This window comes from Bradyrhizobium sp. 164 (genome assembly GCF_023073715.1).
Taxonomy (GTDB): Bacteria; Pseudomonadota; Alphaproteobacteria; order Rhizobiales; family Xanthobacteraceae; genus Bradyrhizobium.
This window is the reverse complement of record NZ_JADPKA010000114.1, coordinates 1-25771: the sequence shown is the minus strand read 5'-3', so window position 1 is coordinate 25771 and position 25771 is coordinate 1. Positions and strand designations below refer to the sequence as shown.

The window sequence follows — 25771 nt, the reverse complement described above, 5'->3', positions numbered from 1 at the left end:
CCTAGCAGCGCGAGTATGACGTTTCAATAATAATATCATACTTGCGCAGCTTACGGAATCTTCGAATGCAACGGAGCTCCTGTGTCGCAGGTGTCGGACACGCGCCGACAAATGTCCGTTCTTGGCCCGCGGCTGACCGTTGCTGCCAGCACCGTGCCGTCTGCTGTTAGGCGATGAACGGACCAGGCTCGCGCGAACTCCTGAGGGTCGCCTTTGTGAAGGGTTTCGGATCCCGGCCGCTTGAGAGACGGCGCGGCAAGTTCGGCGGCCGGCGTCCGAAAGCCTCCAAGGGAGATGCTATGGGGCGGGCGGCGAGGATATTGCATCCATCGTTGCTGATGTGAACCGATGGAGCGCCCCATGCAGAAGTTGAACGACCTGAGCCGATCCTCGAACCCCCTCGATCCGGACGGCACACTGATCGCCGTTATCGAACTGAGCCTGTTGAGTTGGCTCGTCGCCGGCATAGTGCCTGGCGTCGAACGCCAGCCGTTAAAGAAGCTCGCGGTCGACGAGAACGCTTTGCTGAAGTTGCTGCATCGATGGCGAGAGGAAGCGGCGCAGGCAGGACATCGGATCAAACGCATTGCTGTCGCCTTCGAGGCCGGCCGTGACGGCTTCTGGCTGGCGCGCTGGCTCAGGGCGCGCGACATTGAGGCCCACGTCATTCACGCATCGAGTGTGGCGGTATCGCGCGAGCACCGGCGCGCCAAGACCGATCGGCTCGACACCGAGCTGCTCAAACGCTCTTTTCTCGGTTGGCTGCGCGGCGAGCGTGATCACTGCAAGATGGTGGCGATTCCGACAACCCAGGACGAAGATGCCAAGCGGCCCAACCGCGAGCACGAGAGCCTCGTCGGCGAGCAAAGTCGGATCGTCAACCGAATGAAAGCAACGTTGATCCGGCTCGGCATCCGCGGCTTCAATCCCAAGCTGAAGAAGGCCGCCGAACGCCTTGATGGCTTGCGCACCCCCGAGGGCGAACCGATCCCGCCCAACACGCGGGCTGAGCTGCGTCGCGACATGGCGCGCCGGCGGCTCGTCAGTGATCAGATAAGGCAGATCGAGCACGCTCGCCTGGAGCGTCTCAAGCAAGCGCCCAGTGATGGACCACACGCGATGGTGCGCCTGTTGGCGCGGGTGATCGGGGTTGGTGTCGAGACCGCCGACATGCTGGTGCAGGAAGTACTATCGCGAAGCATGCGCGACCGACGGGCCGTAGCGCGTTATGCCGGCCTCACGGGCTCGCCCGACGAGAGCGGCAGAAAACGCCGCGAGAAAGGGCTGACCCGTTCCGGCAACGCTCGGGTCCGACGAGGCATGATCCAATTGGCGTGGCGATTTCTCATGTTCCAGAAGGATAGCACCTTGGCGCAGTGGTTTCGAGCCCGCACCGAGAGCGCCCGTGGCACTCGCAAGACCATGATCGTGGCCTTGGCGCGCAAGCTACTGATCGCCCTGTGGCATCTCGTGCGGGAGGGCGTGGTCCCGGACGGCATCATTCTGCGGCCGGCATCATGAACGGAGGTCATTGAAGGACACCCAATAGTTTCGGCCCCGGTCCCGCTGTGACAAGGTCGCCGATGACGGTTCGAGGTGGCGGAGTCCCGACGTGTTTCCTTGGCTTTCAATGCCGAAAGGGAGAATGGGTCCGCCGCTTCGGAGCTTCGCTGCCGATGCGCATGACTGCATCATGGTTCGGGTCCTTGGACCCACCGGATACAAGGTTGTGGCGCGATTGATCGCGCCCGCAAGCGGGCTCCCCTCTGATCGTTACCCCGATCGCACCAAGCATGCCGTCGTGCTCGAAGCCGTCAAGGTGTGGCCTGGCAACCGCGGAGCATGCCGCAAGGCTGGCGCGGCGGCCAACCTTGACGGCTCCTGCGCGCGACGGCGCCAGCGAACCGCGGGTCGGGACGAAGAAACGGGCTTTGAGATCGAACAAAGAAACTGACGAAGGACAAAAGATTTGCCGCTGGCGAACACCTTGACAAAAAGTCCCATACAAGGAAACCGCGCTTGGGGAACGTAGAGCAGTGCGGCAGGCGCTATGGTGATTTGAGTGCCGCGGGCGAGCTGTCTGATTTGGATCGAGCCGATGCAACGAGTCGTACGACGGTGAAGCGGCTGACTAATAAGCGGCGGGTGGTATCGAACGCGGTAGATTGTCGGACGATTTGCGGCGGGTGAAGGATATCTGGGTGCGCTCTGCCGTGGCCGATCGAGAGCCGGCGAGCGCGAGGGGCAGATCTGCGGGATTGTGACGCGGTCATGAGGTGTCGATCCTGATGACGCTGGTTGGGGCTGTCGGCCGATGCCGCGGCGTTGCACCGCGCGCGAAGACCTCGATGATGATCATGTGACCGCCGCAGCATGGACAAGTCGGCTTGCTTGGATCGGCGGCCGCGGTGGGCTGGGCTTCAGGTTTTGCAACGGCGAGCAGCTCCCGCGCGCGTGCGACGTTGGCGGCGCACGCGCTTTTGGCGAACAGGCCGTAGTGGCGGATGCGGTGCAAGCCTTTTGGCAGCACATGGATGAGGAAGCGGCGGATGAACTCGTCGGTCGCGAGCGTCATGCGCTTGTGCCGATTGTGGCCCTCGATCCGGTAGTCCTTCCACTTGAAGGTGACGCCCTGCTCGTCGACGGCGATCAAGCGGCTGTTGGCGATTGCGACGCGATGGGTGTAGCGCGACAGATAGGCCAGCACCGCCTCGGGTCCGCCGAACGGGCGCTTGCTATAGACCACCCATTCGCTTCTGCGCAGCGGCGCCAGATGGGTCGCGAAGGCCTGCGTGTCGGCAAGCAGGGCATGATCGCCGAAGAAGTTGAGGCGGCCGGCGGCGTACGCCGCCATGAGCTTCTCCAGGAACAGCCGGCGGAACAGGCGGGAGAGCACGCGCACGGGGAGAAAGAATCCCGGCCGGCAGGACACCCAGCGCTCGCCGTCGGGCGAGATGCCGCCGCCCGGCACGATCATGTGCACATGGGGATGATGGGTGAGCGCCGAGCCCCAGGTATGCAGCATGGAGGTGACGCCGACGCGGGCGCCGAGATGCTTGGGGTCGGCGGCGATGGTGATCAGCGTCTCGGCCGAGACCTTGAACAGGAGATCGTAGACCACGGCCTTGTTCTGGTAGGCGATGTTGGCAATGACCGCAGGCAGCGTGAACACCACGTGATAGTACGGCACCGGCAACAGGTCGGCTTCGCGGTCGGCAAGCCAGTCCTTCGCCGCGGCGCCCTGGCACTTTGGGCAATGCCGATTGCGGCAGGAGTTGTAGGCGATCGTCGTGTAGGCGCAGTCCGCGCAACGCGCGACATGGCCGCCGAGCGCTGCCGTGCGGCAACACTCAATCGCCGACATCACCTTGAGCTGGTCGAGGCTGACATGGCCGGCATGGGCTCGACGCCATGCCGGACCATGGCTGCGGAAGACATCCGCAACCTCCAAGGCCGGGCGCGACACGCGCGCCGCGTCAGCCGGGCGGCCGGATCTCCTTGAGCTTGAGCGCGATGTGCTCCAGCGGGCTCATGACCTCGCTGATCGTCTTGGTAGCGACGCGGGTATAGAGCGCCGTGGTGTCGAGCTTGGCGTGACCGAGCAGCACCTGGATGACGCGGACATCGATGTTCTGCTCGAGCAGGTGGGTGGCGAAGCTATGCCGCAGGGTGTGCAGCGAGACGCGCTTGTTGATCTCCGCCATCTGCGCAGCGGCGTGACAGGCGCGATTGAGCTGGCGCGTGGTCATCGGCTGGGCCGGATCGCGGCCCGGGAACAGCCAGCCCTGTGGACGCGCCGCCTTCCACCAGGCCCGCAGCAGGTCGAGTAGAACAGGCGAAAGCATAACGTTGCGGTCCTTGCCGCCCTTGCCCTGCTCGACGCGGATGATCATCCGCTTGCTGTCGATGTCGGGGACCTTGAGCGAAACCACTTCGGTCGCGCGCAGCCCGGCGCCATAGGCCACGCTCAGCGCGGCCTTGTACTTCAGCCCCGGCGCGGCATCGAGCAGCCGCGCCACTTCCTCGGGGCTGAGCGCCACCGGCAGCTTGCGCGGCTCGTGAATGACATGGGTGTGCTCGACGATCTCGTGGCGCTTGAGCGTGACCCGGAAGAAGAACCGCAGCGTCGATACCGTCTGATTGATGGTCGGCACACCGACGCCGCTCGCCGCCAGATGCAGCTGGTAGCGGCGCACGTCCTCGAAGCTCGCCGTATCCGGGGATCGCCCGAGAAACGCAGCGAAGTTCTTGACCCTTTGCACATAGTCATGTTGGGTCTTCGGCGCGAGCTTGCGGATCGTCATGTCTTCGATCATGCGCCGGCGCAACGGGCTTACTGCCTCGTCGGTCATGGGGATGCTCCTGTTTTGAGGTGAAGGTTGCGAACCCCTCATCTCAAGACAGGACGCCCCGTTGCGCTATCCTCTCGGCTCCGCTGCCAGCCGTCGTGACAAAAGGGACCCCTTTGATCGGCGTGCTCTGCTGGTAGCGCTCGGGTCGTCGGAGCTGGTCGGGGTTGCGGAGACGGCGCGAGCGCGGGTTGTTTGAACATCGTCGCGGCTTTTGAATCGCCAGCTGTCGTTGCCGGTCTTGACGATGTCGCAGTGATGGGTCAATCGGTCGAGTAGCGCGGTGGTCATTTTGGCATCGCCGAACACGCTCGGCCATTCGCCGAACGCGAGATTGGTGGTGACAATGATGGAGGTGCGCTCGTAGAGCCGGCTGATGAGATGGAACAGGAGCTGACCGCCGGATTGCGCAAACGGCAGATAGCCCAGCTCGTCGAGAACGATGAAGTCCATGCGGGTCAGATGCTCGGCGAGCCGTCCCTGCCGACCGTTGCGGATTTCGGTCTCGAGCCGGTTGACGAGGTCGACGACGTTGTAGAAGCGTCCTCTAGCGCCATCGCGGATGCAACTTCTGGCGATGGCAATGGCCGGGTGTGTTTTGCCTGTTACCGGTGCCGCCGACCAGCACGACGTTGCGTTGTTGGGCGATGAAGCCGCCGCCAGCGAGATCATTGACGAGAGTCTGATTGATCGGCGTGCCGTCGAACTGGAAGTCGGCGATGTCCTTGGCGAGCGGCAGCTTGGCAATGGTGAGCTGGTATTTGATCGACCTGGCTTGCTTCTCGTTGATCTCGGCGTTGAGCAGGTCGCCGACAATGCGCTGAGGCTCGTGCTGGCGCTTAACGGCAGTTGCCATGATCTCGTCGAAGGCAGCCTTCATGCCGTAGAGCTTGAGTTCGCCCATGAGGTCGAAGATTTGGGTTCGTTCCATCAGATGGTCCTCCGGAGGTTGTCGTAACGGGCACAATCGGCGATCGGGGCATGACGGAGCGTCAGTGCGGCCGGCGTCATGATGTTGGCCGGCGGGGCAGGTTCACGTTGACGGGCCAGGATATTGAGAACGACATCGCCTTCTGTTCATGGCATTTCACCGATAGGGCCTCAAGACCGTGATGGGTGGGGAACAAAGAAGATCGGACGGCAGGTTCAACGCGAACAACTGGTGGGTTATCCCGTCGTTGCACGATCCAAAAGCCCGAGCCGAGCCTTGATCACGACGATGTCTTTCTCGATCTGCTGGATAGTGCTCGTGCACTCGATCCCGGTACACGCGGTGAGGTCTGCGAGAAGTTTCTGGCGCTGTATCCGAAGCTCCGAGAGCCTTCTCGTCCTTGAGGGAAACCTAACCCTCTACGATCAGCCCAATTGCTCCTGACATCTCCCATACCGCCAGGGTTCATACCTCCCAAGCTATGTTTGGGAACCCAAAAGGTTACATCGCGCTCACGCTCCCCGCGTTCGTCTAGCACAACGCCCCTCCGTAATTGTCCCCGAGATGTATCTCAAAACCCAAACGCGTGCCTGATTTGCCGCAGCATGGCCATGGCCGCGTCGGTGTACCGACCGTTGGTCAGGCATCGATCCAGCGCGCTGTACGAATCAGCGCCACAACTGCCACCGTGAAGCCCTTAAACATTGGTCCCTCTTGCAAGAGATCGCCAACTGGGCGTGTCGAAGTATTAAGCTGTTCTGAGAATGCGCTGCCGTAGCCCTGGCGTTGAGTTGGTAGCGATCAGTTCGACCGAACTGTCCGCAGCTCGCGAGACGATGCGCTGGCGCGTTTTGCGGTTGTCGAGCCGAGCCGGTTGGCGCTGCAGTGGCTGCGGAAGTTGGTCGAAGAGTCGTGAACCTGCAGCGGCAGCGAGAACCGGACGTCTGGCCCCATTGAGACGAGCGACGCGAATGACCGTGCGCCCCGAGGGCGCGAACTACCAGTGAGGGAGGGTCTCACCCGGATAATTGTCGATTGGTCCGGAAGCTAGCAGGCGGCTCGGTCGGGTAACAATCGCAATCGCAGCGAGATCTCTCATGGCAATCGCTCCTTCGGTCCACAATTTATGCGCTGGTGCACATCTTCGGTTGGTCCGTCCCGGCATGGCCGAATGACGTCTGGTTCTTCAATCCGCTGGCTTGGCAGCTGCTCGTTGTTCTTGGTGCCTGGTGTGTCATCGAAGGCAAGACGTTCTGGCCCTGGGTGATCTCGCGCACGGCGCTTGCAATTGCCATTCTCTATCTGGGTTTCGGCCTGACGATCGCATTGGGTTGGAGCATTAGACCCCTGGTCCTACAAATGCTTGCGGAGCTGGTTTACCCGCTGGACAAATCGAATCTCGCGCCCTTCCGGCTGCTGCATTTTGTTGCTCTCGCGATTCTGGTTGCGTGGGTCGTGCCTCGCGATTGGCGTTGGCTTACGACTCCGGTGATGCGTGGGGCGATCCGCTGTGGCGAGAACTCCCTCGCAATCTATTGCCTTGGCGTCCTGCTGGCGCTTGCCGGCCACATAGTACTGATTGATATCTCGGATAGGCTTGCCATGCAGATCACGCTGAGTCTCGGAGGCATTTTGGTCATGATTGCGGCCGCAACGTTCCTGAACGCGATCAGGATCAAACCGGCGGCAACCACGATCGGCGGGAAGACCGTGATCTCCTCAGAATAGTAATGGTAACCTGATTAGTTGATTAGTTCGCCGCCGCTTACGACGTAGCGGATGCGGTGGCCGTTCGCTTGGAAAGGTGGGAGTCCGCCTTGGCTTACAAGCGCCATCTTGGTTGTTGACGTGCAGATCCGGTCGATCGCGACAATCGGACGTATCAGTCTCGGCAGACACTTCGCAAAAGGGCCAAATAGCAGTCGTTCGGTGCTCTGACCGCATCGCGGTGAAAGCGTGCTAGGCTGTCACCGCGCGGAACAGACGCCATTCGTCGGGCACGCCTTTGAGAACGTGACGGCCGCGCTCTTCAAACGTCAATCCGGAGCCTGCTACAAGGTCGCGGACCGTTTGCGAGACCAGAACTTCACCCGGGGCAGCTAGTGCGGCTACACGCGCGCCAATGTGTACGGCAATTCCGACGATATCGTGAGAGACGAATTCGCACTCGCCGGTATGCAAACCGCAACGGATATTCAGATCGAGCGGGCGCACCGCATCGCCGATTGCGCTGGCGCAACGCACGGCACGCGCAGGCCCGTCGAACGTGGCAAGGAAACCGTCACCGGCGGTGTTGATTTCGCGCCCTCGATACTGGCCGAGCACGCCCCTAGCTTTGGCATAGAACGCATCCAGCAGCACGCGCCAGGCGCCGTCGCCGAGTGCGGCGGCGCGTTCTGTCGATCCCGCAATGTCGACAAACAGCACAGTCGCCAGCACCCTATCGGGCGCCGCTACTTGCCGATGCCCAGTGACGAACTCTTCGACCTCATCAAGAATTGCGTCCTGATTGCCAAGCCAGACCATATGGTCCTGACCGCTGAGCTCAATGAGTCTGGCGCAAGGAATCTGTTGCGCCATGTAGCGCGCATGCCTCACGTCAATGACTCGCTCATCAGTGCGATGCAAAATTAAGGTCGGTACGCGGGTGATAGGCAGAATATCTCTGACATCGATTTCGCGGTTCATGCGCATGATCGCAGAAGCTGCGCCTGGGCTTGCTGAAGCCCTGAAGTAAGCGGCCACTTGCTCGAGTGCGTGTTTATCGCCGACAAGGCTGGGCGCCCACATCAGCAAGCTCATTGCATCCGTCGTGCCCCAGTGGTGGTCAATGTCGTCGAGAAAAGCGCTCCACTGAGCATCGGTCCATGCGAATGTGTAGTCAGGCGCCCAGGAGCGCCGCGCATAAGTGCCACAAAGCACAAGAGCCGACGTGCGCTCAGGATAGGTCGCCGCGTAGAGCAACGACATTGGACCCCCCTCGGACACGCCAAACAAGGTGGCCCGCTGAGAACCAACCTGATCCAGCACCGCCTGCACGTCGTGCATCCGCTGTTCAAGCGTGAATATCTGGGAGCCGCGATCGGACATTCCGGTGCCGCGCTTATCGAACATGATGACTCGCGAAAACGTTGCAAGCCTGTGGAAAAAGGAGGCGCGAGCCGGCGATTGCCAGAGCGCTTCAACATTGGAGACAAACCCCGGAACGAACAGCAGGTCGCGCGGACCGTCGCCAATCACCTGATAGGCAATATGGACGTCGTCACTTTTCACGTAGTGAGTGGCCGGGATGTCAGCCATGTTGGCCTACTGCGTGACAAAACAGCGCGGCGCGAGTGTCGCACCTCATTCCGCGTCGGACCAGCAAAATTCAGTCGAAAGTTCGATGCGCGCGACCCCCGTATGGGGAGCAGGGACCCGGAGCGCGCTGAGCATTCACCGCCGCGGTATCATACTTGGGCCTGTGCGCTCGACCACCGCAGTACCGTTTTGCAGACCGGACATTCATACGAGCTCTCAGCTTTGATACTGTCAGCTTTCCAATGCCTTCCGGCCTTGTCCGCTTGATCTCCACGGCTTGGCTAGCTTGAAGGGCGGAGCCCATGAGGGGCTGGCTATGTCGTTCCTGTGCCAGCATGATGAACGCGACCCCATGATGAGGCCAGGGCGTTTATCCATGTGTATTGTTGGTAGGCTCCACGGCGCTTTTGACAGCTTGCCGGGCAGGTAGCCCCGTCGACACGAGCACATTTGAATGGTACAATCACCAAATCAGTCGTCGCGCTAAGCCATTGTTGTTGCTGTGTTTCGGTGGATTGAGGCCCAGTCCGCCCCTGGCACCATTACTCGATTTTCCACGCCGAAGCACGATCTTGTACGATTGCGTTCGCTAGATGCTCAGTGCGAGGCGCGCTCGCGGATTTCCGTCCTTGGAACTCGTTGAGTTTGCCGCGCCAAAGCCTCCTGGGTGGTCTGCAGACCCATCTCCTTTGGTCGCAGGAAACTACTGAACTCGATCAAAGCGTGTTCGAGGTCCCTGCCGGGCAACTGAACGGCCTTTCAGACAGCCTCAACTATTCCGTCGTGTATCGGGCCGTCAGCGAATGTCCATGCAGGCTGGCGGAAAACACAACGATTGCTTTCGGGGTAAGCTCGACCTGGAGCTTTCCGGCCATCATGTTCGGACTGGCGGGAGCAAGCGGAACAGTGACCGTCTTGCCGCCATCCTGGATCGTTGCGCGGCCGCGCATGTCCTTTGTCGAAAGCGGCGAACCGTCGTCGTCTCCCACATAGAAGACGATATCGAGCCCTTTCCGCACAAACTCGATCGGGTGCCCTTGCGACTTGACGACCGGACCGCCGTTGCTGCCCTTGGTCTGTGCAAGTGGGGGCACAGCCGCGATCGCGGCGATAAAGGCAAGGAAGATGTACTTTCGCATTTTTCACTCCTTTGGCGGTTGGTGCGGACCCTAGTAGGCTTCCGCTCGCGTCAGATTTTCGGCCTGCTCGGTCAGCAGCCGGTCGAGCGGCTTCTTGCCAAAAATTAGAAACAGGATGGGGGTTACGACGGTATCGAGTAGGGTGGCGCTGAGCAGGCCACCGAAAATCGTGACGGCAACCGGGTGCAGGATCTCCCGGCCTGGCTCGTCCGCGCCGATCAGCAGCGGAGTAAGCGCAAGCCCCGCGCAAAGTGCTGTCATCAAGACGGGACTGAGGCGTTCCATGCTTCCCCGCACGATCAGGCCAGTCCCGAAACGCTCGCCCTCGTGAATGGTGAGATTGATGTAATGGGAAATCTTCAGAATGCCGTTGCGCGCGGAGATGCCAGCAAGCGTGATGAAGCCGATCATCGATGCCACCGACAACGGTTGACCGGCGATCTTCAAGGCGGCGACGCTGCCGATCAGGGCCAAGGGAATGCCGTGATCAGCGACAGCGCAGTCGATCGGTAGCGGCTGTAGAGAACGATGAAGATCATCGCCAGCGACGCAAGCGAGATGATGCCGATGCGCCAGGAGGCTTCCTGCTGCGCCTGGAATGCTCCTTCGAGGTTGGTTGTGTAGCCCTGCGGAAAACCCAGCTGCGAAACGGCTCGCTGGATGTCGGCGGCGATGTCGGCGATGTCGCGGCGCCCATCGCCGTTGCCATAAACCACGATCCTGCGCTGAGTCCCCTCACGCTGTATCTGGTTTGGGCCATCCGTCTCCACAACTTCGGCCAGAGCGCTCAGCGGTACAAATTCCAAGCCGGTGGGTATGAGAAGGTTCTGCAGTCCCGTCGTCGAACGGTCCTGTTCCGAAAGCCGCATCACGACGTCGAAGCGGCGATTGCCGTCCACGATCTGGGATACCTTCCGCCCGTTCGACAGGCTATCGAGCGCCTGCGTGATGGCGGCCGGCGTCAATCCGGCGAAACCGACACCAATGGAAAGATATCTCGATGGGGCGACGGGCTTCTCCGAACTTGTTCGAGGCCGCCACTGTCCTTCTTTATCGAACCAAAAAGTGGTCTTCACTAAAGGCCTGGGGCATGAAGCTCGCCAAGCGGATCGGCATGAAGAAAGCAAAGGTCGCCATCGCCCGAAAGATCGCCGTGATTCTCCACTGCATCTGGGTCGATGGAACATCGTTCGACTGGGGGCAGCCGAAGCCAATCTGATATTTGCTCGCAAGTTCCTGGTCCGGTCCGCCGGACTGGCGATGTCCCGCTGGGACGGTGGTCGTGGTGACCTCGGTCAATCGGCTGGTGGCGGTTCGCCCGCACTCCGCTGCAAACGTTGAGGCGCCCGATCCGGACATCATCATGAGGCGCTCGCGACCTCGGAAAGGACCATGACCCCAGCTACGACATCCACCCCACCCCGCTCAAGCCGCCAACGACATCGATTGCCAATCCCGCTAGGCAATCGTCTCGCCATCCGCGATCGCTCCGTCTCCGCAACTTGACCAGCTCCGACGGAGCAATCGCTACCACCGTGTCACTGGAAAGAGAGAAAGAATGGTAGCTTGACAACAAACCGCAATTAAAGGGCCGATTGACACCCCCTGCCGCTACGGACGCTACGCAGGTATGGTTAATGACTGGTTAATTTACCCGTACATTTGCGGGGCATCGCAGTACAGCCTGTACTCTCGTCGCAATCAGCACCTAAATTCCACGCCGCCGTTCCTCTTGGAACCCAATTGGACAGTTTCCGGCAAAGTTCGTTGATAGAGCGCCAATACGGAGTGACGCGGGATAAACCACCGGACTCGGACGAAATGCCGCCAAAGCAGCGCCTGTATGGTTACGATGTCCTTACGTCGACCAACGCTGCTATGCCTTCTGACGCTGTTGACGCTTGCATTCGGCTGCTGCACCTAAGGCGGTAGGTCGACTCACGCTACTAACCACCTCGCTGCACATGGGAATGAATGGCTGCAGCCAACCTGATCTGAAGCATAGGACAAGCTTTCTTCAGTTCTTCTCCACCTGCTCTGGCGCCGACTCTGGTTTGCAAATTCGGCAGTCGGCCGGCCATTCAACGCGTAACTCGGCAATTCACCCGCGCAGACGAATGCGCGCGAGGAGATTTAGGCCGTGAACCGACGATGCGCTGGGCGGATGGCGTGCCATAGTCCGCTGTGCTCCCGATAGTCGGACATATCGTTGCATAGCAACGACACGACGCGAAGGGCCATGTGTGGACGGCTCCGGGTTGGCAAGGAGAATCTTCACTTGCGGCGTTGGTCGAAGCAGCCATGTGTTCGGCCTTTTTGCGCGGTACTCATGACCGCTGGCCATAATGCCTTCCGCGGATCAGGTCCCGATCAACAGCTCGCATTCGAAAATGCCATGGCCCATGTGGGTTATCCTGATCGCCGGATCGACCGGCGCTGCATTAGTGCTGTTCGCCCTTCCAACCGTTACGTCACACCCGAATCCGGCTGTGATCTCGTTTACGCCGTGAGAGCGGCGGGTTCCTTGTAGCGTTCGTTCCTGGCCATCATTGCCCATGCCATCCTGGCGAGCTTGTTGGCGAGCGCGATCGCGGCAACCTTGGTGGGACGCCGCGCTAACAACGCTGTGAGCCAGGGCCGATGCGGCGCGCCATGGATCTTGGCATAGCGGATCACGGCGAGTGCGCCTGCCGTGAACAGGCTGCGTAAGTAGCGATCGCCTTGCTTACTGATACTACCAAGCTTGTCCTTGCCTCCGCTCGAGTTCTGCTTCGGCACGAGTCCAACCCAGGCCGAGAAGTCCCGCCCCGATCGGAATGCATTGGCATCTGCAACGCTCGCGACTAGCGCCGTTGCCAGCGCTGGACCGACGCCGGGGATCGCATCCAGTCGCTTGCTTGTCGCGTTCGATCGATGCCAGGCGACAATGCGTCTGTCGAACTCCAGGATCTGAGCCTTCAATGCCCGCAACTGAATGCCGAGAGCCGCAAGACACGCACGGGCCACCTCCGGGAGCCGGCGTTCAGCTGGATCGGCGACGACTTCCAACAGCTGTTCGACACCCCTGCGCCCGACGGGTGCGACGATCCCGAACTCGGCTAGATAGGCGCGGATTGAATTGATGACGGCAGTCTGCTGGCGAATGAAGAGATGGCGCACGCGATGAAGCATCAGACAGCTCTGTTGCTCGATCGTCTTGATCGGCACGAACCGCATGTTCGGTCTCGTGACCGCCTCGCAAATCGCCTCCGCGTCGGTGCTGTCGTTCTTCTGCCGCTTGACGTACGGCTTCACATAGGCCGGAGGCATCAATCGCACCGCATGCCCCAACGCCTGCAACTCACGGGACCAATAGTGGGATGACGCGCAAGCCTCGATCCCCACTAAGCACGGTGGCAACTTCTCAAAGAAGGACAGCACGAAACGGCGCTTGAGCTGACGGCGTATGACCACTTGGCCGACTGCATCGACGCCATGCACCTGAAAGACCGACTTCGCAATATCCAGACCGATCGTCGAAATTGACTGCATAGGCTGCTCCTCCGAATCGTGGGAGCCTCAAAACGGCGCCCATACCTTGGCACTCTCGTGCCGGTGGAGGAGCCGTCCACAGCATCAACAGCCGACAATAGAAAGAAAGCCGGACAAAGTCTAGCCAACGGCCCCAGCCGACGACTCTGTCACCGGGCCGTGGATGCGCTCCGGTTGGGGGCTTAAGGGGGCCGTAGCAAACTGACGATCATCGATCACGGAGGCCTTACGCGCAACTAGCGGGTTCGCCGCCGTCTCAGTAGCCAGTACACGCAGGATCCAACCGCGAGACTAGGAAGACCAGCGCCCGCAATCGGTCCGGGGGCTCCTCTCGTTTGGCCGGGCCCATCGGAACACTTCCCGTTGCCGTTGCAGGCCGATGCAGGTGACACGGTCATCGCCAGAGACAACACAAATGCCGCTGCGGAAAGAACGCCCCACGTGAGCTTCATGGATGCTCTCCTCTTCCAAGGCTTGCCCCCGCCGAGGTGCCCGCAAATTAAATTGCATTAATCATTATATCTCCCGTTAACTATACAAAAGTTAACCCCGGTTTCGAGCCCACAAAATCCTGAAAACCCGCGGGAAGTTCGCGGAAGTAAACGCCGCCGTGGCCGTTACCCTTCTGGCTCTCCGACCTACGGCCGGCGTGGGATGCAATTGCAAGTCCGGCGCGGGATCGGTCGGACCTCGTGGCATAATGGCCGGGCACGGCAGCGGTGATGGCAGCGCGACCGGCCGTCGGTTTAGCACCGACAGCCGTGGTGCTGCGGCGAGGGAATTAGTCGCAGCGGCGCTCCCTGCGCGTAATCGTGCGGCCATCACGTTCGACTGTGACAGTCTCTGTGCGGCAGCGCTGTCTTGGGCCGACGGCACAAGCCACGCTCAATCGGGCTCCTTAAAGAACGACTTAGCGAGATCGGCCCGAGTGAAAGACATCATTGATCGAGATTCATCGCTTTAGCGCGACCTCCCTGAAGGATAACACCAGCGCCTTTTCCAATTTTCCCTGCATGCCGCAGAGAATGCTGTAGGCCTCCTCGCGGGGCATCGTCGGCTTGTACGGCCGGTGCTCGATCAGGGCGGCGAAGATGTCTGATATCGTGAGGATTCGGACAATGTCGGGGATGCTTTCGGCGCAGAGCGCGTCCGGATATCCGCTGCCGTCAAGATATTCGTGATGATGGCGAACGGCGTCGAGGATTTCGGGCGAGATGTCTTTCTGGACCCTCAAGATCTCATATCCCGCGGCGGGGTGCGTTCCGATCAGCGCGCGCTCGCCGGGGCTGAGGCGTCCCGGTTTGTCCAGAACCGCGAGCGGAATCTTCGCCTTGCCGATGTCGTGAAACATCGCGGCCGAATAGAGCCGCTCGAGATCGGTCTTTCGCACGCCCAGGCTCAACCCAAAGTCAACGGCCAAGCCGGTCACGAGAAGGCAATGCTGATAGGTCCCTTCGTGATGGCGTCGCACGGCCGTCAGCCACTCGGACAATCCGCGCTCAGCGACGCGATTGGCAATCTTGCGGCCGGCTTCCTTGGTGCCGTCGACATTGACCCGCTCGCCCAGCATGACGGAGGTGAACATCGATGCAATGGCTGCCCCCGCGACCTCGACGGCATCGCCCGGCTCTGATGCGCTGGCCGGCGCAGTGGTTTGCAGCTCTGTCGGGTCGACCAAGGCGGCCAGAAGCTGGGTCCTGTTGAGAGGGCCGGGGATGACGCGCGTCGCCCCCAAGGCATAGGCCTGCGAGATGCAGAGATGGGAGGGTTGCTCGACGAGGAAGATGCGTCTGCTCGCCTTGGCGAGCCGCGCGGCCCTCATCTTAAGTGCCGCAATGTTTTCGATAGCGCGCAGGTCCGCGCGGACGATGATAGCGAGCGGCGTGTTTGGAAGCCTCGCCTCGGCGTCGAGCCGTTCGCCGGCGACGGTGAATCTCCGCTCGAGAATCGAGCAAACCCCGGTCAGCCGATCCGAGCTATCTGCCAGCACATGCACGACGTTGGCTGTCGCCGGTGCTCCGCGGGAGATGTTGCGGCTCTCGGCTGGCTTGATCCGGCTGTAATACGACACGGGTCGGCTTGCCATGTTCTAGGTGTTCTGAGTTCTACGGTAGTCATTTGCTGCGCGCAGGCGTCTATTGCTTCGTTTGCTCGCTCGCCGCCTTCTGCTGCCCCGTCTTGCTCGTGGCATTGATAAAGTGGACGCCTGCCATTGTTCCGTCGATCCAGACCAGCTCGCAACGCCGATAGGCCAATCCGGTCGATGACAGGAGCATGAAGAACTCCTTGGCCTGCAGCACGTCGAGCGTTCCCTCGACCTCGATCTTGGCGCCCGTCTGCGAAACATCGAGCAGGACACAGCTGCGCCGCCATGTGCCGTCGGAGCCCATCAGATTCACTGGCTGTTTGTGTTCCATCCGAACCCGGAGGGCTTTGCGATTGTCGAACCTCATCCGCTTGCTCCCGATCTTGCAACACCGTCGAACGTTGCCGGTTTGTTGCTTGCGGCCATTTCGCCCCAGCGGACGCTCCACTGGCTGGTTGAGAGGTACAGCGACTCGAACAACTGCTGCGCCCGTTCGCGCTCCTCAAAGGAAAGCCGGGCTCCGCCGCGATTGCTGAGGATCGTGAGGGTCGTCGCCCAGTTCAGGCGAGACGCCCGGCACGCCATGACGAGGCTCTCGCAATCGATATCTACCATCACGTGCTCGATGATCTCGATGGGCGCCCCTGATAGTACCGACAATGCGGTGAAGAGATTGGCGGCTTCGCCCCGGATCGCAAAGCGGTTGACGGTCGAGTCGTTTAGCTTGCCGGCGCGGTTGAGCGCGACGATCTTCGGCTTCGCGTTCGCATACTCGGTTAAAGACGGTTGCGCTTTGTGCGCGGGAGGAGCCCACTGCGGCGCCGCACAGAGGAGCTTGCGGACGACCATGTCGGGCACGCCGGGTCTGAGCGCCAGCGCTTTGGTAATTTCCCTGTCGGTTTGAGCCTTGTGAATCAGGAGCGAATAGACCGCGCCGGAAATCTGCGCACCGGAATTCTTGATGAGTGCCAGGCACACCGCCTTGCTGCCGCGCTTCGCCAGGATCTCGGCGAGATTCGCGTTGATCCTGAGCCGGTCTGCAATCGCCAGCAGGTGCGACTCGCCATATGAAGTGGCGACCGCCTCCAGGTCGGCTTGCGACAGGGCCGGCGATTTCCGCAGCAGCGGGGCGGCCACGGCTGGATCCTCGTGGTAGACGAGGCGTCGCAGCGTCTCCCTTGGCGCGGTGGTAAACTCCGCCAGGGTCGACGCGAACTGGACCAGCGTCTTGGGCTCGACCCGTTCCGTCAGACGCAGCAGCACGTCGTCGACGACGCCGATCTCGCGCTCGCGAAAGTGGCCACGGCCGGCAATAAGCAGATCGATTGTGCGCCACAACATGCGTGCACAGCGTTCGGACGAGCGGCCCGCGATCGCATGTTCCAGCTCAACAATAATATCCGCAGGCGAAATTGCCATCATTGGCGGGCCTGAATTTGCAAAAGGGCTCTACACTGCAACAGCTGAATTGCACCCCAAATTTCTTAAGATGGAATTACGGATCAGGTTTTCCGGAGACAGCACCAGTGAGCCCTTGAGGGGCTCGACATTGATGTCGTGCGGGCTTGGAGGTGAACAGCCCAACAAACGCGCACCGATCCCGGCTGCTGGGGTGGGAGAGTTCTGCGGGCCGGCGACTCCGGAGACGTGCTAGGTGCGCGGCGGGACCCCCCTGTGTCGGCCATTCTGGCGCCCAGAGCCCCGATCGGCTTCGGCGAGCCGGTCGTCGTATCGCTCAAAGGCCACCCAGTGTGTGGATCGAGCGTCGTCGCGCAACAATGCCGCGCAGTCGCCCCTGCCGCAATAATTTTTGTCCTGGACGCGGATTTTCACGCCACCGCAGGGACCGATTGTCGCTGCAGTCCTGAGTTGCGCAGGTCCCGACCTCCGAAGCATCGTTGCAGCTTGCGAGCAACATGAGTTGGCTGGACGATCCTGCGACCCACGCTGATCTACGCCGAAGGCCGCGACACCACATCGGCTGATCCGCCGTTTTGGATTCATGCGCTGGTCGGAGGCGCACGGCCTGCGACAGCCCGTGCACGCCGAGGAATCTGAGCCATCGCTGCAGCCACAAGCTAAGTCGCCGTAAACAAGTTCTATTCGCTGCCGGGTGTGAAATCATTTCATGTCGGGAGATGATCGGCCGGGTGTTCGATGCATTGCACCTACCACGACGTCTAATTTCCGCGCCGCCATGGCTGTGGCGTCCCGGCTTCGGCATAGCGAAGCCACACTTTCAAGGCTCAAATGTTGCGATGGGCACTAGCATAATGAAGGACGTGGCCTTCGATTCGTCGTCCGCCGTATGGGATTCCGGCTGGAATCCAAGGGACTTCCGTCCGACTTTCAATATCTGTCCTCAGTAGTCAATTGGTGGGGAATAAGCCATGGCCGCACGGACTGCTGGGAACGAGACGAGAGATGCAATCGTCGGTCTAAATTATAACAATATTTCAATAACATATGAGTTCGTAGTTTTATTCTGAGTGGCGCGCCAAAATGCACGACATTCCGCGATATTTTGGGATGGGAGTCCCGATCGGGAGTGGCAGCCTCTTGATCGATTGATCTTGCAAGCGGCGGCGGGCAGGAGTCTTGCCCTGGCTCGGAGACCTGTTTGCCAGTTCTTCGGGGTTTCTCAGATGCCTGTCGACTGCAAACGCGATTTGTCGTTGCTGCACACGATCTATTCCCGCTCCATCATGTTGGCGATCGCCTTGATGCGGCTTCTGGCGTATTTCGGCAGGCCGGCGCTCAGCGAATCGCCGCTGTTGAAGGAGCTCTTGCCCATGAGCAGTTGCGCGGGCACGAGGTTTCGCAGAACGGGTGTATTGCTGTATTCCCTTTGCTTGTGCAGCACGTCGTTCCTGACCGCAATCAGGATGTAGACCGTTGCGATGGCGGCTTCCCGCTCGGTCGGATGCTGTTGCAGAACCGCAAGCAGCTTGCCGAACTGGATGACCTGGTTCACCCAAAAGATGTTCTGCTCGAGCGCGCTGGTGACTGTGGAGTCGAGCCCTGTCAGGGTCGGCAACTCGGTAAGGCGCGGCTGCGTGACCAACATGATCTCACTCTGGAACTCGATGAAATCCGGAATCGGTTTTTTGCTCTCCTCGCGCAGCTTGTTGGCAAGCTGAATGCCCGCCGGAATTTTCCCTTCGAACATGTAGCGGGACCGCACGCAGATCGCGTTCGCGTCCTCGCACCAGCGGCGATCCGGCGGACGGTGCGCGGCGCCAGCGTCTTTGTTGGGAGCATCATCGCCCGCGGTGATCGGCCGGTGCTTGACTGCCGGATCGATCTGCTCAAGGAAGGTGACGTTCGCATAGCGCGACAGATCCAATGCCGCTGCCGGTCTTGGCAGTCGAAACCGAGCCTCCGCCTGGTAGACCGAGAGCTTCAGCTTCGTTTGTTGGTTGAGCGTGGGCTCAACGAAGCTCGGGAAGAGCGAGAGGAAGCGCCGCTGAACCGGACGTGAGCGGGCCCAATCGTCGAAAGGAATGAGCTCGGTCGCGGGATCAGCGAGTTTGTCGTTGCGTTGGTCGGCGAAGATGACTGTGCTCGGCTTGATCTGTGCGATCGGGACGCTGGCGACTGCGGGCACGTCCTCCAGCTGGAATTCCTGCGCGGCCGCACCTGTGTAGGCGGTCACGCAGGCGGCGATGAGGACAGCGGCACGGTGCAGTCTCATGGGTCAATGCTCAATTCAGCCGCCGCCAGAAATAATCGGGATCGACTCGGAGCGGCGGTCGCGGGAGGCGGTCCTCGTCATCGGAAGGTCCGCGCCAGGAGGGATATTCGCGCGGACCAAGACGCCAGGTCGGGAATGGAAAGGGCGACCGGTTATCGCCGTAATGGCGGTTCTCATAGGACCACTGCTGGAATGGCCCGTCTTCGTCACGACCGCCACGATAAGCGTAGCTTTCTGCACGCGAGACGATCCGAAATTGCGTATCATCGATTCTGCCCGACGGATCCCTCTTGAGATACTCGGTGAAAGCGCGGCCCGAGCCGGCCGGTGAAGGATCGCCGGTATAGGGATCGATCGACAGAGTAGCGAGCTGATGCATTGCTTCGCGCGAAGGGCCGTTCAATGCCGTCTTGGGGGCGTGCAGCTCCCAGGCTGCCTGCACGATCGGCTCGAACATCGGCAGCGCCACTTTTGATCCGGTCTGGCCGGGGCCAAGGGAGCGGCGTCCGCCAATGCTGTTGTCGTAGCCGACCCAGATGGCGATGGTTACGTCATTTGTGAAACCGACGAACCAGGCGTCGACCGCATTATCAGTGGTACCAGTCTTGCCGCCGACAAAGGGCGAAAGATGCTTCACGACGCGCGCGGTTCCGCGCGCGAGCACGCCCTGCAGCATTGATTTCAACTGGTAAAACGATGCGCGGTCGGCCGAGCCGATCCAGTCCAGCGCACGCGGATCGTGCTGGTAGATTGGTCGGCCGTCCTGTTCGATCGTTTCGATCGCATGGGGCCGGGGCCGGGCGCCCTCGTTGGCGATCGCTGCATAGAACGCGGCAAGGTCGATGAGCCGCACGGTTTGGGCACCGAGCACGAACGGGTAGTAGCGCATGCAGTCCTTGTAGAGCTGCGCTTCCATCGCGAGCTCGCAGACTCGGTCGAGGCCTCGCTCGGCACTGTCGTCGAGCCCGGACGCGAGCAGTTGCACGGTGGCGAGATTGCGGGAGTTTTCCAGCGCACGTCGCAGTGTAATGGCGCCCAAAGCGCCGCCGTCATAGTTCTTCGGCGACCAGAAATCGCCCCGGCGCGCGTGGACCGTCGCGCCGATCGGAGTCAGCGTAATGGGTTCGTCCATCACCAGCGTGTTGGGTTGCAATCCCTTGCGAAGGGCGGCGAGATAGGTCAGCGGCTTCAAGGTGGAGCCGGGTTGGCGCAAGCTCTGGACGACGCGGTTGAGCTGGCTTGCCGGATACGAAAAGCCGCCCGCCATCGCGAGAATGCGGCCGGTTTCGTTACCGAGTACGAGCGCCGCTCCCTGCACGGTCGGTCGAATACGCAGGTCGGCACGCGCCGCTTCCTTGCCCTTGGCTTCCCGCGGTTGCACGTAGACTACATCGTACGGCTTAAGGCCGCGCTGGATCGCGGTGCTCCAGGTGTTCAGCGGCAGGATTCTTCCGTCGGTCAGGCCGACGTTGATCGCATGGCCACGCTTGCCACGCGCATTCTCCAGGACGACCGCCGATTGCCAGTGAACGTCATAGAGAGGTAGCCGCGTCGTCTTCAACGCGGCGAGCCAAGCCGGTTCCGTGGTCTTCAGGTCTGCCGCAATACGATGGACGTCATCGGAAATGTTCGCCTCGGGTCCCTCAAATTTGTAACGGCCGGTGTTCAGCTCGTACCGCGCGAGGCCCTCCTGCAATATCGCTTCGACGACGCGCTGCAAGGCCGAGTTGACGGTCGAGCGCACCGTGTAGGAGGAGTTGGTCAGAGTATCAAGGCCCGCGGTCAACTTTGCCTCGCGGGCGATGTGATCGACGAAGTGAAAGCCGAAGTCCCGTCGCGTCGGCCGGTACTCGACCAGCTGCGGCAATTCTGCCTTCGCCGCGGCGGCGTCGATCATGGCGTCGTCCCGCATGCGGCCGAGCACGTAGGCAAGGCGCTCGCGCGCGCGCTCGGGATGGTGGTCGGGGTTGAAGTAGTTCGGTCCCTTGGCGAGCCCTGCGAGGAGGGCGCCCTCGACAGCGGAGAGCGCCTTGGCCGGTTTGCCGAAATAGCTGCGCGCCGCCATCTCGATGCCCCAGGCTCCGCGACCGAGATAAATCGAGTTGAGATAGAGCTCGAGGATTTCCGCCTTGGTCAGGGCGCGCTCCATTCGCGAGGCAACGATCATTTCGCGCAGTTTTCTTTCGTAAGTGATGTCGTTGCCTACCAGCAGGTTCTTGGCGACCTGCTGCGTAATGGTCGAGCCGCCCTGCGGCCGGCCCGGGTGCGTGAAGTTGCCGATGAAGGCGCGGACCAGTCCGCGCTCGTCAATGCCGGTATGTTGGAAGAAGCGCTTGTCCTCGGCGGCGACAAATGCGTTGCGCACCGCTTCCGGGATATCCGCAAGCTTGGCCCAGATGCGGCGGTTGTTCGGCACGTAAATCTCGGCAAAGCGCTCGCTCTTGTTGTCGAGGACTATGCTGGTGCCAGGCAGCCTGAGGTGCTTAAGCTGCGCCGCGTCGGGCAGATCCTTGACCGCGCTGTTGTAGAAGGCGATGACCTGACCAAGATCGACCGGAGATTCTTCCACGTTGTCGACCTTGCAGAACTGCCTATAGGCCACCTGGAGGTTGGCCAGATTCAGTCCTTTGAGCGCCTTGATCTCGCTGTTCAACGCTTCCTTGTCATCCATGGCAGTGGCAATCAGATCGTCCAGGTTGATGTCCTCGATGTCGAAAGCCTTGCGCATGTGGGCGCAGCCGGCACTCAAAAGCTGCGCCACCTCGAAGCGGTCGCGCACCGCATCGAACTCCGTCTTGACTCCATCCGGCCGGGTAGTGACCTGGCTGAAGGCAAGCGCCGTGGCGAAGATCTTGATGAGTATCGAGTCCATGACCGGCCGACGGTCGAAAAAGCCGCCTCCGTAAGGTCGTCAAACAATAACAAACAAGACTGTGTTGAGAAAAAAGTTCCTGAGCTGCCGCCACCCGCTTCTCCGGGCCTTCATGATTGCTCCGACCTGGCCGCGGTCGCGGAACCAATGCCGAGGCCCGTGCGTTTTAGAAAGACCGAATTGGCAGCGCACTCATGAATGCCCCTCTTCCAGTCGTGCTGGCAGTGGCGCTCCTCAGCGCCGCCATCGCCACGATGCCTGCGGATGCTGCTCCTCGAAAAAAGAAACTTGCCGCAGTCTCCCCTGCAGCTACCCTTGCTCAGCCGCCCACGGACAGATTTTTGGCCTGCGATGTCCGGGTGCGAGATTATCTTCGCGAAGGCGGAGCGGTGACGCGGGTGACGAAGATCGAAGTGGACGATGCCCGACTGCAGTTGAACATTCATCATGAGTACGGGGAGGCAGGAAAGTCGTCTCGAAAATACCTCCGCGGGGACACTGAAGAAGAAATGCGCAAAAATCTGCGCGGAATATTGGATGAGTTCGCTGCGGCTGCGAAGGCGGCAACGGCTGGTCGCGCTTGGTATGTGGTCGCTGCTCGCAAGGTCATGCCGGACCCCCGCGACGGTTCGGGCGAGACCACGAGTCCGTGGACCGCCGTCGTCCTCGCGGATTTCGACGGAAAATGCAGACCTGTCACGTTCTATCAGTCTGTCGACCGGACCAAGCTCGATCCTGAACTGAACAAGAAATTGGATGAGTGAAGCTTTACGCCTGAATTGATTTGCAGTCGTTGCAATCGCAATGCCGCCAATCAAGCGCCGCCGTTGCAGCGCTTTTCGTCGCTTACCGGATCCTTGTCATCACGTCGGGTCGGTTTTTCTCGAGCCAGGCCACGGCCTCCGGTCCGTCGACGACGCACTCGAAGGTTTCCCAGGTCGGGTCCTCCAGGGATTCTGATTGCAGTCGCTTCGCCGCATACTCAACGAGGTCGTGCAGCCGTTCGTATCCGCGTCGGCCCTCGAGGGAATCTGCAATCGCGGTACTGGCCCATCCTCGTTGGGCCAAGTCGATAATGCTCGGAGCGTCAGCCTCGTTGAACCAGGGTGTGGCATCGAACTCGATGCAGCGGACATTGTCGGCGGTATGGCAAGTGGCGTGGATCATTGGATTCCTCCGTTCGCCGGCGACAAGTGGCGCTGGCATTGCACGTGTTACATCGCTGCCTCGCAACGTCCTCAGGCTTTGACCAAGTCCCCCAGCAGGTTCGCCGCTACCGTCAGCTTGGCGAGCGTCAGGCCGCTGGCAGCAATCTCCTCGACCGAGCGGCGGATGCGCGTCGCTTCGGGGTGAGCCGCGAGCCAGGTCTCGACGGCCTGCTGGCCGGACTGGCCGGTCGCCAGCATATCCGCGGCCAGTCTTCTTTCGGCGCCAGCGATCTGCTCAACGGCGCGATCGATGGCTAGACGTTCGAAATAGTCGTTTGCCGGCACGTGGCGCGCGGCGGCAATGATGCGGTCGAGACGGAAATTCGCCTCGGCGGCAAAGAACGTCGCGGCGGCGTCGCCAATGGGGCGGGTGGTGCGCTCGGCGACCGTCACGATATCGGGTGCCGAGACCAGAGCGTCGAGATCGGCGAGCTCGCCGGCAACGCCGGCCGGGACGCCAGCGTCGGTCAGGTCCTGCCGACGCTTGGCGCGTGCGGCCAGTAAGTCCGGCGGCAGGGTAGTGTCGAGCGCGGCGACAATCTGGCGGATAGCCGGGCCGAAGCGCGCGACCACGGCCTCCAGCCCGCCCCTGAAATCGACATTGCGCACATACCAGACCATGCGGGAGAGCAGGAGGTCCTGAACGGAAGCGTAGAGCGACAGCTGCACCTGACCGTCGATGCAGGCGTCGAGTGCATCGATCGCGTCATTGAGCCCCTTAAGACCGTAGCATTCATCGACCGCCACATAGGCCATGGCGATGGTCGGGATATCGGCGTCCGTCTCGTCGATCAGGCGTACGACACAGGCCGGGCCGCCGCGGTTGATCACCGCATTGGCGAGGCTGGTCGCGATGATCTCCCGCCGCAGACGATGCAGTTCGGCCGCTGTCGGGAACTTGTCCTGAAGCTCGCGCGGAAAATACTGAGACAACTCGCGGGCAAGATAGGGATCATCGGGCACGCTGGTGACGAGCAGGTCATCGTAGAGGGTCAGCTTGGCGTAGGCGAGCAACACGGCCAGCTCGGGCCGCGTCAGGAACTGGCCGCGCCGTGTGCGCTCGGTGAGCGCTGCGTCGTCGGGCAAGAACTCCACCGCGCGGCTGAGCAAGCCGCGCCGCTCGAGCGACTGCATCAGCCGGGCCAGGAAGCCGGTCTCGGCCACGCCCTTGCGCTCGGCCAGCGAGAGCGCCAGCGTCTGCAGATAGTTGTTGCGCAGCACCAGCGCGCCGACCTCGTCGGTCATCGCGGCAAGCAGGCTGTTGCGGTCAGCGGGGCTGAGGCGTCCCTCGCGCTCGGGACGCGCCAGCGCGATCTTGATATTGACCTCGACGTCGGACGTGTTCACGCCGGCCGAATTGTCGATGGCGTCGGTGTTGAGCTTGACGCCCTTCTGCGCCGCTTCGATGCGGCCGCGCTGGGTGACGCCGAGATTGGCGCCTTCGCCGATCACCCGGGCGCGCACGTCGCCACCCGCGATGCGGATCGGATCGTTGGCGCGGTCCCCGACCTGATCGTCGCTCTCCGCCGACGCGCGAATATAGGTGCCGATGCCACCAAACCACAGCAAGTCCACGCGCGCTTTCAGGATTGCCGTCATCACTTCGAAAGGCGTGGCTTGCGGCTTGTCGAGATCGAGCAGGGTGCGCACCTCCGGGGCGAGCGGGATCGCCTTGAGGAGGCGCGAGAACACGCCGCCGCCCTGCGAGATCAGCGACTTGTTGTAGTCCTGCCAGCTCGATCGCGGCGCGTCGAACAAGCGCTTGCGCTCAGCAAAGCTGATCGCGGGATCAGGCGAGGGATCGATGAAGATGTCGCGATGATCGAAAGCCGCCACAAGCTTTGTCGCCGGCGAAAGCAGCATGCCATTGCCGAAAACGTCGCCGGACATGTCGCCCACGCCGACAGCGGTGAATGGCGTGGTCTGAATGTCGGTGCCGAACTCGCGGAAGTGGCGCTTGACCGCCTCCCAGGCGCCGCGCGCCGTGATCCCCATCTTCTTGTGATCGTAGCCCTGGCTGCCGCCGGATGCGAAGGCATCGCCGAGCCAATGGTTCTTCTTGGCCGAGATCGCGTTGGCGACGTCGGAGAAGGTGGCGGTGCCCTTGTCGGCGGCGACGACGAGGTAGGGGTCGTCGCCGTCGTTGCGCACGGTGGATTCGGGCGGCACGACGATGTCGCCGTCGAGATTGTCGGTGAGTTCGAGCAGCGAGCGAACGAAGATGCGATAGGCTTCGGTGCCCTCCGCGAGCCAGGCGTCGCGATTGGAAGGCGACGGCAGGCGCTTGGGCACGAAGCCGCCTTTGGCGCCGACCGGCACGATCACGGCGTTCTTGACCTGCTGCGCTTTCACCAGGCCGAGAATCTCGGTGCGGAAATCCTGCGGCCGGTCGGACCAGCGCAAACCACCGCGCGCAACCTTGCCAAAGCGCAGGTGAATACCTTCGACACGAGGTGAATAGACGAAGATCTCGTAGAGCGGTCGTGGCGCCGGCAGGTCATCGATCCTGCGCGCGTCGAACTTGAAGGAGATCACCGGACGCGGATGTCCATCCTCGCCGACCTGCCACAGATTGGTGCGAATGGTTGCCTGCACCAGATTGGTGAAGCGGCGCAGGATGCGGTCTTCATCGAGCGAGGCGACGGATTTGAGCTGCTCCTC

General features: G+C 61.4%; 14 protein-coding genes and 5 pseudogenes. 4 read left to right on the top strand and 15 right to left on the bottom strand.

The window, feature by feature from the left end:
* The first annotated feature begins 360 nt into the window (after positions 1-360).
* Positions 361-1521, top strand: coding sequence for an IS110 family transposase (locus IVB01_RS35120; RefSeq protein WP_247472811.1), 1161 nt, complete (start codon positions 361-363; stop codon positions 1519-1521).
* A gap of 748 nt (positions 1522-2269) precedes the next feature.
* On the opposite strand, the gene IVB01_RS35115 is transcribed toward IVB01_RS35120, so the two are convergent.
* The 4 genes and pseudogenes from IVB01_RS35115 to IVB01_RS35100 all read right to left on the bottom strand — a co-directional run.
* Entirely contained in the window at positions 2270-3466 is a 1197-nt protein-coding gene (locus tag IVB01_RS35115) for an IS91 family transposase (RefSeq protein ID WP_247495235.1), read from the bottom strand.
* A gap of 10 nt (positions 3467-3476) precedes the next feature.
* On the bottom strand, positions 3477-4352 hold the full coding sequence (locus tag IVB01_RS35110) for a site-specific integrase (RefSeq protein ID WP_247495234.1): 876 nt from the start codon (positions 4350-4352) through the stop codon (positions 3477-3479).
* 204 nt (positions 4353-4556) lie between these two features.
* Positions 4557-5280, bottom strand: a pseudogene (istB, locus tag IVB01_RS35105) (IS21-like element helper ATPase IstB); the annotation flags it as partial.
* A pseudogene (locus tag IVB01_RS35100) lies at positions 5189-5417 on the bottom strand (hypothetical protein); the annotation flags it as partial. The pseudogenes IVB01_RS35100 and istB, both read right to left, overlap by 92 nt.
* 967 nt (positions 5418-6384) lie before the next feature.
* On the opposite strand from IVB01_RS35100, the pseudogene opgC reads away from it, so the two are divergent.
* Positions 6385-7008 (top strand): annotated as a pseudogene (gene opgC / locus IVB01_RS35095) (OpgC domain-containing protein); the annotation flags it as partial.
* Positions 7009-7239: 231 nt separating this feature from the next.
* Here opgC and IVB01_RS35090 read toward each other — a convergent pair.
* From IVB01_RS35090 to IVB01_RS35080, 3 genes and pseudogenes are all read right to left on the bottom strand, one after another.
* Positions 7240-8580 (bottom strand): adenylate/guanylate cyclase domain-containing protein, encoded by a 1341-nt coding sequence (locus tag IVB01_RS35090; RefSeq protein WP_247495233.1) that lies wholly within the window; start codon positions 8578-8580, stop codon positions 7240-7242.
* Positions 8581-9353: 773 nt separating this feature from the next.
* Complete coding sequence (locus tag IVB01_RS35085; RefSeq protein WP_247495232.1) at positions 9354-9719, bottom strand: hypothetical protein; 366 nt, start codon at positions 9717-9719, stop codon at positions 9354-9356.
* A gap of 30 nt (positions 9720-9749) precedes the next feature.
* A pseudogene (locus tag IVB01_RS35080) lies at positions 9750-10687 on the bottom strand (efflux RND transporter permease subunit); the annotation flags it as partial.
* Between IVB01_RS35080 and IVB01_RS35075 the strand changes: the two are divergent.
* A pseudogene (locus IVB01_RS35075) lies at positions 10676-10938 on the top strand (IS110 family transposase); the annotation flags it as partial. The pseudogenes IVB01_RS35080 and IVB01_RS35075 overlap by 12 nt on opposite strands.
* Positions 10939-12218: 1280 nt before the next feature.
* On the opposite strand, the gene IVB01_RS35070 reads toward IVB01_RS35075, so the two are convergent.
* The 6 genes from IVB01_RS35070 to IVB01_RS35045 all read right to left on the bottom strand — a co-directional run bounded on the left by IVB01_RS35070 (position 12219) and on the right by IVB01_RS35045 (position 21902).
* The gene (locus tag IVB01_RS35070; RefSeq protein ID WP_247495231.1) at positions 12219-13250 is read right to left on the bottom strand and encodes an IS110 family transposase; all 1032 of its coding nucleotides are present in this window, start codon (positions 13248-13250) and stop codon (positions 12219-12221) included.
* A gap of 952 nt (positions 13251-14202) precedes the next feature.
* Positions 14203-15336 carry an HD domain-containing phosphohydrolase gene (locus IVB01_RS35065; protein ID WP_247495230.1) on the bottom strand — a complete coding sequence of 378 codons (1134 nt, stop codon included), beginning with the start codon at positions 15334-15336 and terminating at the stop codon, positions 14203-14205.
* Positions 15337-15385: 49 nt separating this feature from the next.
* Entirely contained in the window at positions 15386-15703 is a 318-nt protein-coding gene (locus IVB01_RS35060; protein ID WP_247495229.1) for a PilZ domain-containing protein, read from the bottom strand.
* Positions 15700-16758 carry a DUF2336 domain-containing protein gene (locus IVB01_RS35055; protein ID WP_247495228.1) on the bottom strand — a complete coding sequence of 353 codons (1059 nt, stop codon included), beginning with the start codon at positions 16756-16758 and terminating at the stop codon, positions 15700-15702. Before IVB01_RS35055 ends, IVB01_RS35060 begins: the two co-directional genes overlap by 4 nt.
* Positions 16759-18025: 1267 nt before the next feature.
* Positions 18026-18943, bottom strand: coding sequence for a hypothetical protein (locus IVB01_RS35050; RefSeq protein WP_247495227.1), 918 nt, complete (start codon positions 18941-18943; stop codon positions 18026-18028).
* Between the two features lie 97 nt (positions 18944-19040).
* Positions 19041-21902, bottom strand: coding sequence for a transglycosylase domain-containing protein (locus tag IVB01_RS35045; RefSeq protein ID WP_247495226.1), 2862 nt, complete (start codon positions 21900-21902; stop codon positions 19041-19043).
* A 194-nt stretch (positions 21903-22096) separates the two neighbouring features.
* Here IVB01_RS35045 and IVB01_RS35040 point away from each other — a divergent pair, with 194 nt between their 5' ends.
* Positions 22097-22666, top strand: coding sequence for a hypothetical protein (locus IVB01_RS35040; RefSeq protein WP_247495225.1), 570 nt, complete (start codon positions 22097-22099; stop codon positions 22664-22666).
* Between the two features lie 82 nt (positions 22667-22748).
* Here the strand turns inward: IVB01_RS35040 and IVB01_RS35035 are convergent, their stop codons facing one another.
* Together IVB01_RS35035 and IVB01_RS35030 are read right to left on the bottom strand one after the other, a co-directional pair.
* On the bottom strand, positions 22749-23069 hold the full coding sequence (locus IVB01_RS35035) for a hypothetical protein (protein WP_247495224.1): 321 nt from the start codon (positions 23067-23069) through the stop codon (positions 22749-22751).
* Between the two features lie 71 nt (positions 23070-23140).
* Positions 23141-25771 (bottom strand): NAD-glutamate dehydrogenase domain-containing protein (locus IVB01_RS35030; protein ID WP_247495223.1); only part of this gene is annotated, 2631 nt, incomplete at its 5' end.

Coding starts and splice junctions, on each gene's coding strand:
- IVB01_RS35055 (WP_247495228.1), bottom strand. CDS start 16,758: ATGATGGCAATTTCGCCTGCGGATATTATTGTTGAGCTGGAACATGCG.
- IVB01_RS35040 (WP_247495225.1), top strand. CDS start 22,097: ATGAATGCCCCTCTTCCAGTCGTGCTGGCAGTGGCGCTCCTCAGCGCC.
- IVB01_RS35060 (WP_247495229.1), bottom strand. CDS start 15,703: ATGAGGTTCGACAATCGCAAAGCCCTCCGGGTTCGGATGGAACACAAA.
- IVB01_RS35045 (WP_247495226.1), bottom strand. CDS start 21,902: ATGGACTCGATACTCATCAAGATCTTCGCCACGGCGCTTGCCTTCAGC.
- IVB01_RS35085 (WP_247495232.1), bottom strand. CDS start 9,719: ATGCGAAAGTACATCTTCCTTGCCTTTATCGCCGCGATCGCGGCTGTG.
- IVB01_RS35120 (WP_247472811.1), top strand. CDS start 361: ATGCAGAAGTTGAACGACCTGAGCCGATCCTCGAACCCCCTCGATCCG.
- IVB01_RS35070 (WP_247495231.1), bottom strand. CDS start 13,250: ATGCAGTCAATTTCGACGATCGGTCTGGATATTGCGAAGTCGGTCTTT.
- IVB01_RS35035 (WP_247495224.1), bottom strand. CDS start 23,069: ATGATCCACGCCACTTGCCATACCGCCGACAATGTCCGCTGCATCGAG.
- IVB01_RS35110 (WP_247495234.1), bottom strand. CDS start 4,352: ATGACCGACGAGGCAGTAAGCCCGTTGCGCCGGCGCATGATCGAAGAC.
- IVB01_RS35065 (WP_247495230.1), bottom strand. CDS start 15,336: ATGGCAAGCCGACCCGTGTCGTATTACAGCCGGATCAAGCCAGCCGAG.
- IVB01_RS35090 (WP_247495233.1), bottom strand. CDS start 8,580: ATGGCTGACATCCCGGCCACTCACTACGTGAAAAGTGACGACGTCCAT.